We start from the raw sequence: 15,186 nt of genomic DNA on the forward strand, positions 1-15,186 counted from the left end.
CAAAGAGGAGGACCCCCATGCCAAAGAAAAGCCCCATCACCATATTAATCGTATTACTAACCAGCTTCCTATTCCTCTCAGCCTGCAGCAGCTCTGAAAGCAATTCCGAAGCCAAAGCGGAGAAAAAGGAAGAAGACAAATATGAAAAATTGGTTAAAGAGAAAAACAAGGAACTTGAGCTCGAACCCCTTGAGCTGACTTCTTACAGCGAGGAAGTCGGGGCAGCTCTGAAGAATCCGGAGTATAAGGAGTTTGCTGCAAATGGCAAGTTGGCTGTGCAGGGAGAGGTTGAGAAGTACTCTGATCTCAAATCAGACTACGCCTGGATCAAGGTTCGTTCCACAGAGGAGGGACCGGCAGGGAATGATCAGGAATACTACGCACCCATCAAAGAAGGGAAGTTCAAACAGAATATCCGGTTATTTAATGGGGAAGGCGAGTATAAGGTAACAGTTCAGCTTCCAAGCACGGATAGTGAAAATTATTATTATGATCTTGCCTCGTTCACTGTACACAATGTGAATCAGGATACAGAGCGCGATGTAACGTTTACTCCGTTTGGCCAGGAAGCAGAGCTGACTTTGGACATTGAATCAAGCTATCTAAAAGGCAATGAAGTATTCAAGTTAAAAGGGGAAGCAGGAAGTCTGACAGACGGCGATACAATCATGCTAAAGCTGAATAAGGAATCGGAAATGTGGAAGCATGTCATTTCGCTGAAAGAAGGCAAGTTCTCTTATGATGTGCCGTTATTCTATGGAAAAGGCCTGCACAAGCTTGAGGTGCTCGTTCCTGACAAAGAGCGGGAAAATTACTATCAGACAGCCACAACCATTTTAATAGACAACGAGTCTGATAGGACGATGAGCCCAATTGAATTTTCTAAAACATATGAGGAGCGGGGAGTGGCGCTTGAATACCCGCAGTATGGCGGTGAGAAGTCTGACGGTGTCTTTTCTGTAAAAGGAAAAATTGATCCGCAGGCAGAATTCGGTCCTGAAACAGATCATATTTACATTACGACTAAAAAAGGTGAAGACGAAGCACTGGATGTTATCCCTGTAAAAGATTTCACGTTTGATGATTCTTTTTATTTAAGGTTTGGTCCTGGCACATATGAAGTCACACTAAGTGTGCCGGAAATTAAGGAAGAGAACAGTGATTATTTCCGCTTTTATGGATTTGCCAAATTTGAGGTGGAGTCAACAGGCGAGGATAAGCGGGACCTGCTTCCTTCAAGAGGCGTTCAGTCCGATGCGCCGCAGATTACCGAATTGGCGCAAGAGCTGACAGAGGGCGTTAGCAGTGAAAGGGAAAAGGCGAAGGCCATCTATGATTATGTCGCTAAAACCGTTTCATATGATGTAAATAAGCTCGAAACAGATGACTTCAGCTGGGATGATAGTGCGCTCAAGACACTTGATTCCAAAACGGGCGTCTGCCAGGATTATTCTTATCTGGCCATTGCGCTGCTTCGGGCCAGCAACATGGAAGCCCGCTTTATTGAAGGAACTGCTTTCGGCGGATTCTGGCCGCAGAAGCATGCATGGGTGGAAGTGAAAGTGGATGGAAGCTGGCTCACGATGGATCCTACATGGGGAGCGGGTTACATTAAGGATGATAAATTCGTGGCAGCTTTCAATGAAAAATACTTTGATCCGAATCAAGCAGAGTTTGAAAAAACTCATAACCGTACAGGTGTATCATACTAAACTGCAAAAAGTCATGGGGCTTTGTCCTGTGGCTTTTTTTTCTTCTCTCTCTCTGCCAAAGGAATGGAAATTAATTCGAAATACCCTTTAACAAATATTCTGAAAATTATAAAGTAAAATTGACTGGATTTCCGTCCGGATCTCCGTTAAGGAGGAAATAGCTTGATAAAACAAATGGCAGGAGTGATCTTTTGTATGATGCTGATTTTCCCTGGTATGGTGAAGGCTGGCGGCTTTGGCGGTGATGACAGCGGGACTCCGGGTTACTGGTATGCCGGAGAATCACCTTCAAGCATTGACCCTTCCAAATCACCTCTTGTATTTGTGCACGGCTATAATAATTCGTCAGCTGTCTGGCATGAAGGAAATGATATGTATGAAGTGGCTTTGGCAAATGGATATGAAACAGCCTTCATCGATCTTCATCATGACCGGGATATGTGGACGAATGGTGCCATTCTGGCTGAAAAGCTCCAGGAAATGTACCATCATTTCGGCGGAAAAAAACTGGTGGTCATTGGCTATAGCAAAGGCGGTGTGGATATTCAGACAGCGCTTGTGCATTACAACGCCCACCCCTATGTATCAAACGTCATCTCTCTATCCTCTCCTCATCATGGCACCCAGCTTGCAGATCTTGCACACAGCAGCGCCGCCTGGTGGCTTGCTGCACTTCTTGGAAACAATAATGAAGCTACCGAATCCCTGCAGACAGGCAGTATGCAATACTTTCGAAGCCTTACAGATTCCCATCAAAATGCTGGAAAAAATCGTTATTATACACTTGGCGGCACCAAATGGGGTTCATTTGGCAGTGCTTCCTACTGGGGAGGTTTATATCTGAGCACGTACGGAAAAAACGATGGTGTTGTGACAGCAGTTAATTCCCGGCTGCCTGGAGCTTCCATTGTTCAGGAAGGCGGCTGGAATCATACAACCATTCGGGAAGGATCCTATACATTTCCGGTGTTCAGGCCCTATACCACTATTACTCAGCCTGCCGCAGTTCTCTCAGCTCCAAGCTCAGAAACCGCTGCCGGCAAGCCTCGCGCCCATTCGATTGTAAAAGGCGGGAAAGCTATCAGTGCAATAAGTGAGCAGTTTTCCGTGGAGGATAATGTAAACTCCATAACCGTTTCTTTTTTAAGCGAAAAGAATTTGTCTGCTTTAAAATTAATTAGTCCGGATGGAAAAGAATATAAAACGGGAAAATCGTATAAAGAAGAATCCGATTTCTTCAAAGGAGCTTGGGTTCACCAGTTTGAAATCGAGTATCCTAAAGCAGGAAGCTGGCTGTTAAAGGCTTCGGCAAATGCATCTTACCTATACAACGTTACACTAAACAGCCCGTTAAATGATAAAATTCAGGGCAAGTCTGCAAAAGGTCATAAAGCCTATAAAACAAAATGGATCCGCTTCGGGTTTGATTCTTCAGGGAAAAAGCTGCAGCAAGAAGCGAAAGGAGAAAAGCCTGGCCTCATGACCGGTAGTGATTTTTCACAGGAAGGCATATACAATGTGACAACGGAAATAAAAGGCATTAGCGAAACTGGAAAGCCATATGAAAGAACACTTATCGAATCTTTTTATATAGATCAGAATGGAAAACGACATAACTAACTGGTATCTGGCTGCTGAGAAGCAGCCTTTATTAATGTTCTAAAACCATTTAGAAGATAGCGTCATTCTAAGAAAAACACAGGAGTTTCCAGCGCGACAGCGAATATATAATAGGTTAGAATTAAATTTAGGAAATTGTAAATTAGTGGAATTAGAGATATAGATAAAGGGGAGAGATTTCACATGGATCGAAATCAGATGCACCCTGCAATTGAGAGGGTATTAGGAAATATTGAAAAAGTCATGATCGGCAAACGGGATGTCGCAGAGTTAAGCCTAGTGGCGCTTTTAGCGGAAGGACATGTTCTGCTCGAAGATGTTCCGGGTGTCGGGAAAACGATGATGGTTCGTGCGCTGGCCAAGTCAGTTGGAGCTGCATTTAAACGCATCCAATTCACGCCTGATTTGCTGCCTTCGGATGTGACAGGTGTATCCATCTATAATCCGAAGGAAATGGAGTTTCAGTTCAGGCCTGGTCCCATTATGGGCAATATTATTTTAGCAGACGAAATCAACCGAACCTCTCCCAAGACGCAATCCGCTCTTCTTGAAGGGATGGAAGAAAGCAGTGTGACCATCGACGGAGTGACGCATCGTCTAGAAAGACCCTTCTTCGTTATGGCAACGCAAAATCCCATCGAATATGAGGGAACCTATCCACTACCGGAAGCGCAGCTGGACAGATTCCTTTTAAAAATGAAAATGGGCTATCCGGATATCGCGGATGAGATGGAGGTCTTGAATCGGGCGCAGCGCATTCCGCCGATAGAAGATCTGGAAACGGTAATGGATCTGGCTGAATTGCGCTCTCTGCAGACAGAAATTAAAGAAGTGCATGTGGATCAAACGATTAAACGCTATATTGTTGAGATTGCGGGTGGAACCCGTAACCACAGCAGTGTGTATCTAGGGGCCAGTCCGCGCGGTTCGATTGCTTTAATGAAAGCAGCCCAGGCTTATGCATTCATGTATGGCCGCGATTATGTTCTTCCGGATGACATTCAGTATTTGGCGCCAGCTGTTTTTGTTCACAGAATTATCTTAAGATCCGAGGCGAAATTTGAGGGCATTACCGCTGAAGAAGTGGTGGGCCGGGTCATTGCCAGGGTTTCTGTCCCTGTACAAAGGCTAGTGAAGTAAAATGAAACAGCTGTTAAATACACTGAAAGGTGTCTGGAAGCTGATTGTGCTATTTCTGCTTATTTTGTTCACCTTTTCGTATGCCATGTTCCAGGGCGGCTTTGTCAGCTGGTTTTTGTTTTACAGCTTTGTGCCGTTTGCTTTATATGCACTGGGTCTGTCGTTTTATTCATTAAACGGCATTAAAGTGGAGCGGATTCTGCCGAAAACAGAATACAATGCGGGTGAGCAGGCTGTGATTACTTTGAGGATAAGCAGGGAATCAGCTTTTCCTTTATTGTACCTCGTCATTGAGGATGAAATGAGTGAACAGCTCCTGCATGCCGGGAAGTCAAACGTGGCAAAGAGATTCTTATTTCCGGGATTTCAGAAGGAAATGTCCATTCAATACAAGATTAACAGTCTGCCGAGGGGAGAGCATTTTTTTGCCTCTGTCCGTTTTAAAACAGGTGATCTGCTTGGTTTAGTAGAGAAAGAAAGGCAAGCTCCCGCTGAGAGCAGGATGATTGTCTACCCGGCGTATGAGGAAATCATCTATAAGCCCATGGCACATCATTACGACCAGGGAATGACTGCTTCAAAAGAGCGGGTGCAAAGGGATACTTCCATGGCAATCGGCATCAGGGAGTATCAGCCGGGAGACAGATTTTCCTGGATTAACTGGAAAGCTACCGCAAAGCGAAATGATATTATGACCAAGGAATTTGAACAAAGGCAATCCCATGATGTCTATATCATGATGGACTGTTCAGCGGATAGCCGATTTGAGGCCATCGTTTCGTTTACTGCTTCCATTGTGAGGGCTATTCTCCGTAAAGGAGCACAGGTTGGGTTTTTGACCTCTGCAGCTGCCCGGACAGCTTTTCCGATCAGAGGCGGAGAAGCACACCAGCTCCAGCTGTTTCATCATTTGGCAAAAATAAAAGATGCTTCGGCAGCATCCGTGGACCGGGTTCTTGAAGCAGAGCATTTTCTTCTGCAGCAGAACAGTCAGCTGATGATTGTTACAGCACAATTAACAAAAGCACTTATTGAGAAAGCCGGATTTTTTACGTCCAAAAATGGAACCTTGACGATATTTTTAATCAAAAATGAGCTTGAATCTCCTTCCGGTGATGAACTGCTGCTTAAAGCCTCTGCGAATGCCAGGGGAATCCGGGTAATATTTGTTCATAACGGACATTTTGCAGATGTGTTTTCGGGGGTGGGCATGTAATGGGATATCAGCGGGTTCAAAAGGATTTTGCCACCTTTCTTCTTTATGTTCTTGGCTTTTTCTTATTATGGGAATGGCTGCGCCCGGTTGAAGAGCTGACAGATACGTCGAATATTATCGTTTTCCTTGTGTTCCTTGTATTGTCACTCCTGCTGGCTTTCTTTGGCGTAAGTCCAGTAATGAGCAGTATTATTAAGGTGCTTTATATTTTATATGAGCTGCATTATTTATATTTTGAAGGCTCCTTTTTTCAGTTTTCCTGGATAGAAGCATTTGCATCGGATATATGGCACAACTTTGGTTTGCTTGCTGAGAGAGACTGGCCCGCCATAACCAATCTTTTCAGAAGCCTGCTGTTTTTCATACTGCTGTGGCTGATGACCTATTTGATTCAGTACTGGCTGATTAATCGCAGGCAGATTTTCATTTTCTTTTTCATGACACTCATTTATATAACAGTTCTGGACACCTTTACGCCTTACGCGGCAGACACAGCGATTGTCAGGACAGTTATTGCGGGCTTTGCGGTTATGGGCATCTTAACGTTTAACCGCCTTCTGGAGCAGGAAGGGCTGAAGAAAGAAGCCTCTCTATCGCGAAAATGGATGATTCCGCTGACTGCCCTGATCGCGCTAAGCGCCGGATTGGGATTTGCTGCTCCTAAGGCAGAACCGATTTGGCCTGATCCTGTTCCGTTTATTAAATCCTATGGGCAAAACAGCGGGGGTGATGGACCGGGCATTCAGAAAATCGGCTATGGTGAAGACGATTCCCGCCTTGGCGGCCCTTTTATAGGAGATAACGCTGTTGTTTTCAGGGCGGAAGTGGAGTCCCGCCATTACTGGAAGGTGGAAACGAAAGATACGTATACAGGCAAGGGATGGGTAACCTCCCAGCCTGAAGGGGAATATCTTCCGTTCGGATTGGGAGAGGAAATCCCGGTTACATCGTTCATCGACAACGATGCAATTGAAACCACTGAAGAAGTAAGCTCCGTATATACATTTATGAATTACCCTCATGTGGTGTATCCATTAGGGTTAAAAAGTATTAAAGCTTCGCCTTTCATTACCTATGAGCTGGAAACGGCCACAGAAAAGATCCGGACATTGGATAGTGGAAGGCCATTTGCATTGGAAGATTACAAATTGGGTTTTGCGGTGCCTGAATACAGTGTAACTGCCATGAAGGCATCGGGAGCACAAGCGGAATCACTTCCTGAGGAATTTTTGTCCCGATATACACAGCTGCCTGAAGAATTACCAAAAAGAGTCAGGGAGCTGGCGCAGGAAATCACTCAGGATAAGCCGGATTGGTTTGAAAAAGCGAGGGAGCTTGAGAGGTATTTCCGAAGGGCAGAATATACCTACAGCCAGACAGACGTAGCTGTTCCGGATGAGAATGAGGATTATGTGGACCAATTTTTATTTGATACCAAGCAGGGGTATTGCGACAATTTCTCTTCTTCCATGGTGGTTATGGCGAGGTCAATCGGATTGCCGGCAAGATGGGTGAAGGGCTATACAGAAGGAGAATTCAAGCAATCGCTCGGGTCTGGTCTCCGTTTATTTGAAATAACCAATAATAATGCCCATTCATGGGTGGAAATTTATTTTCCTGAAATGGGCTGGGTTCCATTTGAACCAACTCAGGGTTTCAATAATAACGTTCAGTTCAACTTTGACGCTGCAGGCCAAAATACGAGCCAGCCGGAGGCAGAAGAGCCAAAAGAGACTGAGACTCCTGTCAAGCCGGACAAGCCTGAAGTAACATCATCGAAAGAATCGGCTTTTACTTTAGAAAAGCTTTGGGGCAATATAGAGTCTTTCTTTAAAGAACATTGGAAAGTCATCGGAGCAGCCGTAGTGGCAGCTGCTTTGTTTGTTATCGTGATTTTCCAAAAACGGGGTAAATGGCTTCCTCATTATTTCATCTGGAGATTTAAAAGAACAAGAAATGATGAGCACTTCTCCAAGGCTTACCTGATTCTTTTAAAAGAATTAGACCGATACGGGTTAAAACGGAAAAGCGGACAAACCTTAAGGGATTATGCCAAGTATGTTGACAGCTTTTTCTCAACAAGGGAAATGAGCAGGCTGACAGCACACTACGAAGAGCTTGTCTACAGGGGGGTCCTGAAAGAAGGAAGCTGGAATGATACGAAGGAATTGTGGGAAAATTTAATTAAAAGGACAATAGCTTGACCAGGATTTGTGGCTGTTGTTACAATAGGCAAATAAGACAGCGGCATATTGTTCGGGTTTTGCCGTTTTACACAATTAAATCATGCACCTTCATATATCCTCGATAATATGGTTCGAAAGTCTCTACCGGATCGCCGTAAATGATCTGACTATGAAGGCAGAAGAAGTTTTTTGCTATACGTGAAAACCGGAATTCTGCCTTCACTTTTTTTGTGGAGAAAGAGTTCCGGTTTTTTTTATTGTCCAGCTTCCCGCTGAAATATATGAAATGCTTGAGAAATTATATTTTTACTAGATATTTTATCTGCAGGAGAGAAGACTAAAGGCAATATAACAAAATTAATGGGGTGAACAGTGTGACGGGGAAAACAGAACTTCAAAATCAGGAAATGATCGTAGTGCTGGACTTTGGAAGCCAGTACAATCAGTTAATCACACGCAGAATTCGTGAGTTTGGTGTGTACAGCGAGCTGCATCCGCATACGATTACAGCTGCAGAAATCAAGGAAATGAATCCGAAAGGAATTATTTTCTCTGGCGGACCTAACAGCGTGTATGGCGAAAATGCTTTCAGATGCGATGAAGAAATATTTGAACTGGGATTGCCGATTTTTGGTATCTGCTATGGCATGCAGCTGATGACCATGCATTTTGATGGAAAAGTAGAGCCTGCCAAGCACCGTGAATACGGGAAGGCAATTATGAAAATTGAAAATGAATCTAAATTGTTTACAGATCTTCCTAGAGAACAGACTGTCTGGATGAGCCATGGCGATCTTGTCGTAGAGGCTCCGGCAGGTTTTACAGTGGATGGAACCAATCCGTCATGCCCGATTGCGGCTATGAGCAATGAAGAGCGCGGTTTATACGCTGTTCAATTCCACCCTGAGGTGCGCCACTCTGTTCATGGAAATGATATGCTGAAAAACTTTGTGTTCGGCGTTTGCGGCTGTACTGGCGATTGGTCAATGGAGAATTTCATTGAAATTGAAATGGAAAAGATCCGCCAGGAAGTTGGAGATAAGAAAGTTCTTTGCGCATTGAGCGGCGGTGTTGATTCATCTGTTGTTGCCGTTCTTATTCATAAAGCAATCGGCGACCAGCTGACTTGTATTTTCGTCGATCACGGCCTGCTGAGAAAAGATGAAGCAGAAGGCGTCATGAAGACATTTGCTGATGGCTTTAATATGAATGTCATTAAAGTGGATGCCCAGGAGCGCTTTATGAATAAGCTTAGAGGTGTGAGCGATCCTGAACAAAAACGTAAAATCATCGGCAATGAATTCATCTATGTATTCGATGATGAAGCTGCTAAGCTTCAAGGCATTGATTTCCTTGCGCAAGGAACACTTTATACCGATATTATTGAAAGTGGAACAGCTACTGCCCAGACGATTAAATCTCATCACAATGTAGGCGGGCTTCCTGAAGATATGCAATTTAAGCTTATTGAGCCGCTTAACACGCTGTTTAAAGATGAAGTGCGTGCATTGGGAACTGAGCTTGGCATTCCAGATGAAATCGTGTGGAGGCAGCCATTCCCTGGTCCAGGATTAGGTATCCGCGTTCTGGGGGAGATTTCAGAAGACAAGCTGGAAATTGTACGCGAGTCTGATGCCATTTTGCGTGAGGAAATTAAAAAGGCAGGCCTGGATCGTGATATTTGGCAATATTTCACTGTCCTGCCTGACATCCGCAGTGTGGGAGTAATGGGTGATGCCCGGACATATGATTATACTATTGGAATTCGTGCCGTTACTTCAATTGATGGCATGACATCTGACTGGGCACGTATCCCTTGGGATGTACTGGAGATTATTTCAACAAGAATCGTGAATGAAGTATCACATGTCAACCGGGTTGTGTACGATATTACGAGCAAGCCGCCTGCTACGATTGAGTGGGAATAAAATACGAACATTAATAAAAAGCGGACATGAAAATGTTCGCTTTTTCTATTGACTAGGACTTTTTGAGGTGCTATGATAAAGAAGAATTAAATATGTCGTTTTACGTCGTATAATCTTGGGGATATGGCCCAAAAGTTTCTACCGAGCTGCCGTAAATAGCTTGACTACGAGGTAAGTGCAAATAGGGATGTTTTTGCCTTTATTCTTTATTCTTTTTTGTTTTTCCCTATGGCAAGCACGAGCCAGTTGTCAATGCTCCGGTACTCAATACCGGAGTTTTTTTATTGTGAAAATAAGGATAGACAATAGGGGGAAAAGAAATGAAGAAGTACTTCCAGTTTGAAGAACTTGGTACTAACTATCGCCGTGAATTCATCGGCGGACTCACAACGTTTTTAGCAATGGCTTATATTTTAGTCGTTAACCCGATTACTTTATCGTTAATGGATATACCGGATTTGCCGGATGCCATGAGAATGGACTATGGGGCAGTATTTGTGGCAACAGCAGTGGCTGCGGCAATTGGATCCCTATTGATGGGGGTGCTGGCCAGATATCCGATTGCACTTGCTCCGGGTATGGGATTGAATGCATTTTTTGCTTATACTGTTGTTTTAACGATGGGAATCCCTTGGCAGCATGCATTAGGCGGGGTTTTGATTTCAGGGATTATCTTTATCTTTTTATCCCTTTCAGGTCTGCGTGAAAAAATTATTAACTCCATTCCTGCTGAATTAAAGTATGCGGTCAGTGCCGGAATCGGTTTGTTTATTACATTTGTCGGCGCTCAAAGTGCAGGGCTGATTGTCAACAATGATGCTGTCCTTGTTGGATTAGGGGATTTTACTGATGGAAATGTGCTACTGGCCATTTTCGGCATTGTGATAACAGTTATTCTGATGACAAAAGGAATTAAGGGCGGAATTTTTATAGGTATGGTAATCACCACAGTTGCTGGGATGATTGCTGGCTTAATTGATGTTCCGGGAAAGGTTGTTGATTCCGTGCCAAGTGTGGCTCCAACGTTCGGAGCGGCGTTCGGGGCATACAGCGACCCTTCATTCTTCTCAACCAGCATGCTGGTCGTTGTCCTGACATTCCTGTTCGTCGACTTCTTTGATACAGCAGGAACGTTAGTGGGTGTTGCCAACCAGGCGGGTTTAATGAAGGAAAATAAATTGCCTCGCGCAGGTAAAGCACTTCTGGCAGACTCAACAGCAACAGTCGTTGGTGCTATATTTGGAACATCCACTACAACTTCCTTTATTGAGTCTTCATCAGGGGTTGCGGCGGGTGCGAGAACAGGGTTTGCATCGATTGTCACTGCAGGATTTTTCTTGCTATCATTATTCTTCTTCCCGTTATTAGAAGTTATTACTTCTGCGGTGACGGCTCCAGCACTGATCATTGTCGGTGTATTGATGGTTGCATCATTAGGCAACATTGATTGGACAAAGTTTGAAATTGCTGTCCCGGCATTCCTGACAATTATTGCAATGCCATTGACTTACAGCATCGCAACAGGAATTGCAATCGGATTTATTTTCTACCCAATCACCATGATTGTAAAAGGAAGAATCAAAGAGATTCACCCAATTATGTATGTGCTGTTTGTCATATTTGTTATGTATTTCATTTTCTTGAAGTAACAGGATGTGTGGGACCCGCTGGGATGCGGGTCTCTTTTTATAAAGTGGCGCCATCGGCTCTCAAGCCTAAGCTTGTCTAGTTTCAGCTCCTAGGGACTCTCGGGTCTAAGTCGTCCCTTTCCGAAAGTAAAAAACACCTTTTTACAGGAACCGTCTTATGATAGTCGTCCCTGGGCGATCGCCTTAACATTTCTTTCAATCCGTCTAAAAGGTTAAAGCACCTTTCTCTTTTCTTAATTCAAGTCGATCCGTTGACTTCCCGGACATGCTTTTATACCATGAGAGTACATTTGTTTAATGAGCGGGGAGAAGAGAATGGGTGAGTATAAGGTAAAAAAAGTACTGAATAATAACGTCCTGATTGGCAGCCATGAGTCATTGGGAGAAGTCGTCCTGATTGGGAAAGGGATTGGCTTCAACCGGAAATCGGGCCAGCCAATTGATTCTAGTTTGGTTGAAAAGCTCTTTGTGCTTAAAAATGAAAAAGAGCAGGAGAATTATCTGAAGCTCATGCCCTATGTGGATAATCAATTGCTTGAAGCAATTATCTCCTCCATCCAATTGATAAAACAAAGGGCAAACTCCATGCTTAATGAACATATCCACGTTGCGTTAACTGATCACTTGATGTTTGCGATAACACGCATGAAGAATGGGATGGAGATGAGGAATCCTTTTCTGGTCGAAACGAAGACACTTTACCCATTTGAATTCGAAATTGCCCAGGAAGTTGTAAACCTTATAGGGCATCGTACAGGTATTTATTTGCCGGAAGGAGAGATTGGATTTATTGCCCTGCACGTGCATAGTGCGGTAATGAATCGAGATTTATCCGAAGTGAATCAGCATTCTCAGCTGGTGACCCATCTCGTTAACATGATTGAAGAACAGCTGGATATTCAAATTGATAAAGACAGCATTGATTATATGAGGCTTGTCCGCCACATCCGCTTCACCATTGAAAGGGTTAACAAAGGGGAGGTCGTAGAAGAACCGGAAAAAATAACTTCACTCTTGAAAGAAGAATATCCGGTGTGCTACAATCTCTCTTGGAAGCTCATTAAAGTAATGCAGCAAACATTAAAAAAACCAGTCTATAACGCAGAAGCTGTGTATCTGACTATGCATCTGCAAAGGCTTCAAAAGAAAATAAATTAATTACGATTATCTTGTCCAGTAATGGCAAGTCTTTACGTGTTACTGATTCGATCAGGCATGAGTGAAGAAAGGTAATTGAATTTAGGTAAATAGGGTATGATACCCTTGTATGCACCTGAATTCTATCCTTTTTTCCTCATGCCTTTTTTATTTTTTAATGGTTGCCGCTATTAAATGAAAACGCTTAATGAGTAAAAATTTTAGGGGGTTAACATATGTTTAAAAAAGTATTTGGCGTCCTGCAAAAAGTCGGGAAAGCCTTGATGCTTCCTGTAGCATTGCTGCCTGCAGCGGGGATCCTGCTTGCTCTTGGTGCGGCTCTGCAGAATCCGGCGCTTCTTGAGCTGGCTCCGTTCCTGGATAACAGCGGGGTCGAGATCGTTGCCCAGGTTATGCAAAAAGCAGGGGATATCGTCTTTGCTAACTTGCCAGTGCTATTTGCGGTTGGTGTAGCTGTTGGTCTGGCAGGCGGTGAAGGTGTAGCTGCACTTGCTGCCATTATCGGTTATTTGATTATGAACGTGACAATGGGTACGGCTGCCGGAATAACGGCAGAGGATGTAAATGGGCTTAATTATGCGAATATCTTAGGAATTCCAACTCTGCAGACAGGTGTATTCGGCGGTATTATAGTTGGGATTATCGCTGCTGCATTATACAACAAATTCTATGAAATCGAACTTCCTTCATACTTAGGATTCTTTGCCGGGAAACGTTTCGTTCCCATTATTACGGCTGCAACATCAGTAGTCCTTGGTTTGCTGATGCTGGTTATTTGGCCGCCGATCCAGGAAGGATTAAATGCCTTCTCACAAAACATGGTTCATGCGAACCTGACTTTATCAGCATTCATTTTTGGCTTAATTGAACGGTCGCTGATTCCTTTTGGTCTGCATCATATTTTCTACTCTCCGTTCTGGTATGAATTTGGACAGTATGTAACGAATGCAGGTGAAACAGTCCGCGGTGACCAGCGGATTTTCATGGCGCAAATCAGTGACAATGTACAAAACCTTACTGCGGGAACATTTATGACTGGTAAATTCCCGTTCATGATGTTCGGTCTGCCTGCAGCTGCATTAGCCATTTATCATGAAGCACGTCCTGAAAAGAAAGTGGTAGTCGGAGGTCTTATGGCGTCTGCGGCATTAACTTCTTTCTTAACAGGTATCACGGAGCCGCTTGAATTCTCATTCTTGTTTGTAGCTCCGATCCTGTTTGCTGTACACGCTGTGTTTGCAGGTCTTTCGTTTATGACCATGCATCTCTTGGATGTAAAAATCGGCATGACTTTTTCAGGCGGTTTGATTGACTATATCCTATTCGGATTAATCAACCCTCAGACAAATGCCTGGATTGTTATTCCGGTTGGATTGGTATTTGCTGTGATCTATTACTTTGGCTTTAGATTTGCCATCCGCAAATTTAATTTAATGACTCCGGGTCGTGAAGAAGTAGAAGATGAAGAATCAGCTGCTTCAGGCAAAGGTGGAGATCTTCCATATGAAGTTCTTGATGCTATGGGTGGACAAGAAAACATCGCTCATCTTGATGCGTGTATTACTCGACTTCGTGTATCAGTAAACGATATTAAAAATGTAGACAAAGAACGCTTGAAAAAACTTGGCGCATCTGGAGTACTGGAAGTTGGAAACAACATTCAGGCTATCTTTGGCCCAAGATCTGAAACAATCAAAGGCCAAATGAAAGATATCATGAGCGGCAAAAGACCGCGCGCAGTTGAAAAAGCTCCAGAAGGCGGAGTGGAGCAGCAGATTGAAGAAGTAAATCCTGAGGCTCTTCAGACTGAACATAAAGAAGATGCATTCATTGCACCATTAAAAGGTGAAATCAAACCAATTACAGAAGTGCCTGACGCTGTATTCTCAGGTAAAATGATGGGTGATGGTTTTGCGATTGTGCCTTCAGAAGGAACTGTAGTTTCACCGGTAGACGGGAAAATTGTTAACATGTTCCCGACAAAGCATGCAATCGGCATCCTTTCTGATTCAGGCCGCGAAATCCTGATTCATGTGGGTATTGATACGGTTAATCTGAAAGGTCAGGGATTTGAAGCGTTAATTGCTGAGAATGACCGTGTAGAAGCGGGACAGCCGCTATTGAAAGTGGACCTTGATTATATCGGGGAAAACGCCACTTCTATTATTACACCGATCGTCTTCACGAACCTTCAGCAGGGTGAGGCAATTAAAATTAATAAGCCTGGCGCTGTTGATCTTAAAGAAAAAGATATCATCGTCATCTCAAAACAATGATATATAATATAGAAGAAACCAGCTGCGGTTCAAACAGCTGGTTTCTTTTTATTTGATAGGATAATAAACTTTTTGTGTTTTTTTTTGAATAACTTGTTGACCCTTTGGGCAACAGGTGTTATTATAGAAAAACAGTCGCTTGAGACGCTAAGAGCATTTGAAAGTTTTAAAAAAAGTTGTTGACTAAGCGATTGAGAAATGATATATTAATAAAGTCGCTTCTGAGCGGCGGATTGATCTTTGAAAACTGAACGAACAATACGTCAACGTTTAAATCATTAGTCTTTTTCGAAAAGACAAA

At 43.5% G+C, this 15,186-nt stretch carries 9 protein-coding genes and 2 riboswitches; all 9 genes read left to right on the top strand.

Going from position 1 to position 15,186, the window contains the following annotated elements; translation table 11 throughout:
• Positions 1-17: 17 nt before the first annotated feature.
• Entirely contained in the window at positions 18-1,712 is a 1,695-nt protein-coding gene (locus AC3WTL_RS23220) for a transglutaminase domain-containing protein (protein WP_248349442.1), read from the top strand.
• A gap of 162 nt (positions 1,713-1,874) precedes the next feature.
• Positions 1,875-3,332 (top strand): esterase/lipase family protein, encoded by a 1,458-nt coding sequence (locus AC3WTL_RS23225; protein ID WP_163141754.1) that lies wholly within the window; start codon positions 1,875-1,877, stop codon positions 3,330-3,332.
• Positions 3,333-3,515: 183 nt separating this feature from the next.
• Positions 3,516-4,472 carry an AAA family ATPase gene (locus tag AC3WTL_RS23230; RefSeq protein WP_048010864.1) on the top strand — a complete coding sequence of 319 codons (957 nt, stop codon included), beginning with the start codon at positions 3,516-3,518 and terminating at the stop codon, positions 4,470-4,472.
• Between the two features lies 1 nt (position 4,473).
• Entirely contained in the window at positions 4,474-5,688 is a 1,215-nt protein-coding gene (locus AC3WTL_RS23235) for a DUF58 domain-containing protein (protein WP_248349440.1), read from the top strand.
• The gene (locus tag AC3WTL_RS23240; protein WP_163141762.1) at positions 5,688-7,892 is read left to right on the top strand and encodes a transglutaminase TgpA family protein; all 2,205 of its coding nucleotides are present in this window, start codon (positions 5,688-5,690) and stop codon (positions 7,890-7,892) included. Before AC3WTL_RS23235 ends, AC3WTL_RS23240 begins: the two co-directional genes overlap by 1 nt.
• 70 nt (positions 7,893-7,962) lie before the next feature.
• A riboswitch (purine riboswitch) is annotated at positions 7,963-8,064 on the top strand.
• Between the two features lie 217 nt (positions 8,065-8,281).
• The gene (guaA, locus tag AC3WTL_RS23245) at positions 8,282-9,802 is read left to right on the top strand and encodes a glutamine-hydrolyzing GMP synthase (protein WP_163141780.1); all 1,521 of its coding nucleotides are present in this window, start codon (positions 8,282-8,284) and stop codon (positions 9,800-9,802) included.
• A gap of 85 nt (positions 9,803-9,887) precedes the next feature.
• A riboswitch (purine riboswitch) is annotated at positions 9,888-9,989 on the top strand.
• A 133-nt stretch (positions 9,990-10,122) separates the two neighbouring features.
• Positions 10,123-11,451: an NCS2 family permease gene (locus tag AC3WTL_RS23250; RefSeq protein WP_048010861.1), complete on the top strand. Its 1,329-nt coding sequence runs from the start codon at positions 10,123-10,125 to the stop codon at positions 11,449-11,451.
• Between the two features lie 315 nt (positions 11,452-11,766).
• Entirely contained in the window at positions 11,767-12,609 is an 843-nt protein-coding gene (glcT, locus tag AC3WTL_RS23255) for a glucose PTS transporter transcription antiterminator GlcT (protein WP_048010860.1), read from the top strand.
• Between the two features lie 215 nt (positions 12,610-12,824).
• Complete coding sequence (gene ptsG / locus AC3WTL_RS23260) at positions 12,825-14,885, top strand: glucose-specific PTS transporter subunit IIBC (RefSeq protein WP_163141768.1); 2,061 nt, start codon at positions 12,825-12,827, stop codon at positions 14,883-14,885.
• The last annotated feature ends 301 nt before the right edge of the window (positions 14,886-15,186 follow it).

This window comes from Cytobacillus sp. EB106-05-05-XG126 (assembly GCF_058791715.1).

Coding starts and splice junctions, on each gene's coding strand:
- AC3WTL_RS23220 (WP_248349442.1), top strand. CDS start 18: ATGCCAAAGAAAAGCCCCATCACCATATTAATCGTATTACTAACCAGC.
- AC3WTL_RS23230 (WP_048010864.1), top strand. CDS start 3,516: ATGGATCGAAATCAGATGCACCCTGCAATTGAGAGGGTATTAGGAAAT.
- AC3WTL_RS23235 (WP_248349440.1), top strand. CDS start 4,474: ATGAAACAGCTGTTAAATACACTGAAAGGTGTCTGGAAGCTGATTGTG.
- AC3WTL_RS23240 (WP_163141762.1), top strand. CDS start 5,688: ATGGGATATCAGCGGGTTCAAAAGGATTTTGCCACCTTTCTTCTTTAT.
- guaA (WP_163141780.1), top strand. CDS start 8,282: ATGATCGTAGTGCTGGACTTTGGAAGCCAGTACAATCAGTTAATCACA.
- AC3WTL_RS23250 (WP_048010861.1), top strand. CDS start 10,123: ATGAAGAAGTACTTCCAGTTTGAAGAACTTGGTACTAACTATCGCCGT.
- glcT (WP_048010860.1), top strand. CDS start 11,767: ATGGGTGAGTATAAGGTAAAAAAAGTACTGAATAATAACGTCCTGATT.
- ptsG (WP_163141768.1), top strand. CDS start 12,825: ATGTTTAAAAAAGTATTTGGCGTCCTGCAAAAAGTCGGGAAAGCCTTG.